Source organism: Sulfitobacter sediminivivens (assembly GCF_042611115.2).
Classification (GTDB): Bacteria; Pseudomonadota; Alphaproteobacteria; order Rhodobacterales; family Rhodobacteraceae; genus Sulfitobacter; species Sulfitobacter sediminivivens.
The window spans coordinates 1-3,760 of the sequence record NZ_JBHGAR020000050.1 but is presented as its reverse complement, the minus strand read 5'-3'; the positions used below and the strand labels follow the sequence as shown (position 1 = coordinate 3,760).

General features: G+C 50.2%; 5 protein-coding genes. 2 read left to right on the top strand and 3 right to left on the bottom strand.

Annotated features, from left to right (window positions below; translation table 11 throughout):
• On the top strand, positions 1–212 hold a 212-nt coding region (locus tag ACEWL3_RS20525; RefSeq protein WP_435001620.1), incomplete at its 5' end, for a hypothetical protein.
• A gap of 17 nt (positions 213–229) precedes the next feature.
• On the opposite strand, the gene ACEWL3_RS20520 is transcribed toward ACEWL3_RS20525, so the two are convergent.
• A complete protein-coding gene (locus tag ACEWL3_RS20520) occupies positions 230–1,234 on the bottom strand; it encodes a tyrosine-type recombinase/integrase (RefSeq protein WP_386185448.1) in 1,005 nt (334 codons plus the stop codon).
• 90 nt (positions 1,235–1,324) lie between these two features.
• Here ACEWL3_RS20520 and ACEWL3_RS20515 point away from each other — a divergent pair, with 90 nt between their 5' ends.
• Positions 1,325–1,690: a hypothetical protein gene (locus ACEWL3_RS20515; protein WP_386185451.1), complete on the top strand. Its 366-nt coding sequence runs from the start codon at positions 1,325–1,327 to the stop codon at positions 1,688–1,690.
• Positions 1,691–1,794: 104 nt separating this feature from the next.
• Here the strand turns inward: ACEWL3_RS20515 and ACEWL3_RS20510 are convergent, their stop codons facing one another.
• Together ACEWL3_RS20510 and ACEWL3_RS20505 are read right to left on the bottom strand one after the other, a co-directional pair.
• The gene (locus ACEWL3_RS20510; RefSeq protein WP_386185453.1) at positions 1,795–3,078 is read right to left on the bottom strand and encodes a tyrosine-type recombinase/integrase; all 1,284 of its coding nucleotides are present in this window, start codon (positions 3,076–3,078) and stop codon (positions 1,795–1,797) included.
• 95 nt (positions 3,079–3,173) lie between these two features.
• A complete protein-coding gene (locus tag ACEWL3_RS20505) occupies positions 3,174–3,617 on the bottom strand; it encodes a DMT family transporter (protein ID WP_386185455.1) in 444 nt (147 codons plus the stop codon).
• Between the last annotated feature and the right edge of the window lie 143 nt (positions 3,618–3,760).

Sequence of the window (3,760 nt, the reverse complement as noted above, 5' to 3'; positions counted from 1 at the left end):
CGCCGCGAGGCGGCCACCCCCCCCCAAATCACGGCGACTTCTTCAACAAAATAAGCCCGAAGGTGACCTTAGTCGTTTCCACAGCATTCGTCGGATTCGGTGAAAAGCGGAAGTTCGTTGCAACTGCATTCACTATTTTTGAATTTGAAATATCCGATACTCGGACAACGTTCCTATTACCACTCTACACAATCGAACAGTCCTGCGGTTGAAGATTGGATCGAAAGGCCTATCTGCTTTCCTCCGACTGATGTTGGCCTCCTTGTTCGTAAGCTCGTGAAACTTCGGCAGCAGCAGATTGGCTAGCCCTAATACGCCTCCCATATCGAGCGGGCATTTCAGGCGATGTCCAGCGACCTGCCACCATTATTGACGAGAGATCACAACCAATCCTGAAAGCATCATGTACCCCGCCCACTCGGGTGCTATGAGCTGAGACGTCTTTTCTACCAGTACAGCGTTTCATAATTCTTGAAATGGTGCTCGGGCTCATCGCCACCCGTTTCGCTCCTTGCTGAGATTTGGTCAACAAAGGTTCAGTAGGCTGTAGTTTCGCAAGTTCTATCCAATCAAGAACAGCCTTAGTTCCTCGACCAGAAAGAAACGCATAGTCCCCTTGCCCATAAGTGTCTGTTTTTGACCGCCGTACGAACAAAAGGCTGCTGTCGTCATCTTGCCTGATCAAATCCTTTACTTTGAATGCCACAATTTCAGATGCCCTACACCAGCTATCAGTGGCTACCCAAAGAACCGCTTTATCTCGAATGTTCTGTCTAGTTTTACCCAATCGATCAATCGCAAGAATTACTTCCTTTTTGCCGAGAGGCGGTGCTTGATTGGTATGCGCCCCATACTTTCGTTTGACGCCCTTCAGCGCAAGGTCAACCATCCGATGTCTGGTGGGCGAAGGGAGGAAATTCGAGCGGTGTAGTTCAGCAATAGCCCAAAGCCTTGTTTCGATGGAGTTTGCAGCTAGCCTGCCACCCATATCATCAACCCAAGACGCTAATACTCTTGGATCAATAGGCGGTTCCGGTGAATAGCCATTTTTTTCACACCAATCTCCGAACAATCGAACAACCATTTTATAATTTCGCAGAGTTTCAGGAGCAAAAGCTGCCTCTGACCTCCGACGATATTCCTCTATGAGTTCTTCACGCCTGGTTGGCGTTGTATTGGCCAGTGACGTTAACATTTCTGCACGTTCAGTATCTCGATCAAAAATCAGCTTCATCAATCGCCTCCTTCAAAAAACGGGTTAACCATTTGTTAACGTCGGCACTGTAGCACTCACTTATGGCTCAAAAAGCTTCGATGTTGGGAAATGAAATCGCGATTGCCGCCAACTTGTAAACCAAACGGCGAACTGCAAAACAAGCGTTCTTTGATACTAAATGATGAGGGATTGTTAATGGCTGATAGTGGACGACGAGTTGGTGATAGGGTCACGTCAAGCTTCTTCAGAAAGGTGCAAAGTGGAGATACTTGGCTTGCAATTGAAATTACTCGTGCCAGTTCGCAAAGCAGCTGGAAACTTGAGATAACCACTGAGGAAATGAAGACTATCACTTGGCCTGTACCGTTTGAAACTTCAGATCGTGCCCTGCAGGTTGCGATGCAAACCATTGATCAAATTGGGGCTTCAAATATGGCGGCATTTGCGCGGCCTGAGATACCGCAAAAGCACTAGTGAGGCTTCGATAGCCGCAGATTGCTAGGCGACTAGCGGATTTCTGTATCGGAAAAGTTATAGCGCAACGCCGCCCCCCCCAATCAATGTCGGCATTAGGCATATCAGCGCAGCCGCAATTCGTCCTCCTTTGCCCGCAGAAGGCTGACGACAGTACCGGTGGCTTTGCTTCGGTTCTTCCGGGCCCAAGACCAATTTGGTTCCTCTGCTGTCTGCAAGGTGTCCCGAAGACGTGTGAGGCGCGAATCCTTCCGAACCATTTGAATTGGTGCAAATCGGCGCGAAATCTCGGTCTCAATCGAATCGCAGCATAGATGGCCATAAGTTCTACTTACGGTATCTGTATTAGTGTGACCGAGTTGCTTCGCGACTACGGCTAAAGGTGTTCCTGCTTGAACCAGTTGGCTGGCATAGGTGTGCCTGAGGCCATGGAACACAAACCCTTCAGGTAGTCCCGCACGTCGCACGGCGTCTCTGAAAATATGCTTGTGACATCCAGACCATTTGTTTCCCGATGACATGCGGAATACGAAGTCTTCATCATCCAAGCCTTCAACTTGATCCAAAAAGAACGACATTCCCTCGTCTGGGAGGATCACATAGCGCCCGCGATAGCTCTTCATCGGTGCAACAAATATGCCAAACACATGCCCTCCTACGTCGCGCGCCTTGATACTTGCAAGTTCAGATACTCTGCATCCGGAGTACAATGCTGCAAGGACTAGCAGCGCGAGATCAGGCCGACACGATGCTATCAAACGTTTGGCCTGCGCACGGGTCAAAAAGAATTGCCGAGGTGTGTCGGCGTGTGGCATTCGTCTTAGCCGCCGCCATGAGCGCTCACTATCAACATCGCCATTCTCCCAAGACATTTCGATTGCTGCTCTGAGTAAGCTGATTACCGTATTGAGAGTCTTCTTTCGCTTCCGAAGCTGATCGTGTTCCAAGTTTTCAAGACTAGTTCTTGGCCCCTGCGTTCCGTTACCTCTTTTTGGAGCCGACTCGAGTACATCAATGCAGAATTGCGTGAATGTAGATTGACTAAGTTCTTCGACGGGGAGGTTGCCTAGCTTGGGAATTATGTGGTGGTTGATCAGAGAAAGTGTCGTCTCGAAATAGGTCCTCGCGGCGGCAATACGCTTCCATTCTACAAATCCATGCATTGCGTCGCCAATTGTGAAGCGATGACTGGTCTTCGTGTATCTTAACTTAGCATTGACGCCCACTGCGTAGGGTTCCGAGGCAATCGCAATGATGTCGGGACGATTGAACCAATTTTTTGCAAGGGCCAGTGCTTGGTCGTAGTCCAGTCCATCCCTGTGGAATGGGGCAAGCTTACCAATTCTTTTCTGGCTGTAGTTTCCGTCAATGCGACGGATGCGCGCCATCCAATGGCATCCGCCTGACGGCAACTTTTCGACACCTATGTGGCGGCAATACTCCAAAATGTTCCAGTAAGGGCTACGGCGTGCAGGTAGTCGTTTTACGTTATTTGTGCACGACAACAATGGGGCATGGGCAGCTCTGCGCATCTCAGATCTCCTTCATCAAACAATCGTGCAAAGACTAGATCACGCGCGGGTTTCTCATAAATCTTAATTTTCCCCGCTGCAGTCGACAGAGCATTCAAGACAATCACCCCAGCAAAGATCAAACCGATGCCCAGATAGGCATAACCATCCAGGGATTGACCAAAAGCGGTTGCGCGCAGAAGTGTGACACCTGCGATACCGCCACCCGCCCAGACAGAGTATGCGATCCCAAGAGGCATGGTCCGCACGACAAGCGACATCAAATAAAATGCCAGTGCAAAGCACGTGAGGGTGAGAGCCGTGAAACCAGGTCTGGTAAAACCATCCGAGAGCCGTAGCGACGCAGTTGCCGCTATTTCAATGGCAACACCGATCGCCAGCAGAAACCAGTGCATGCCTATCCTTTCATCACCTTGAAAACCTTGGGGTCGACGCTGGCCGCACACAGGATGCCACCCCAAAGCGCGCCTTGAATGCCTTGGCTGACCACATCCTGCCCGGACAGATAGAGCCCATCGATCGGGGTCTTCGCCCGCAG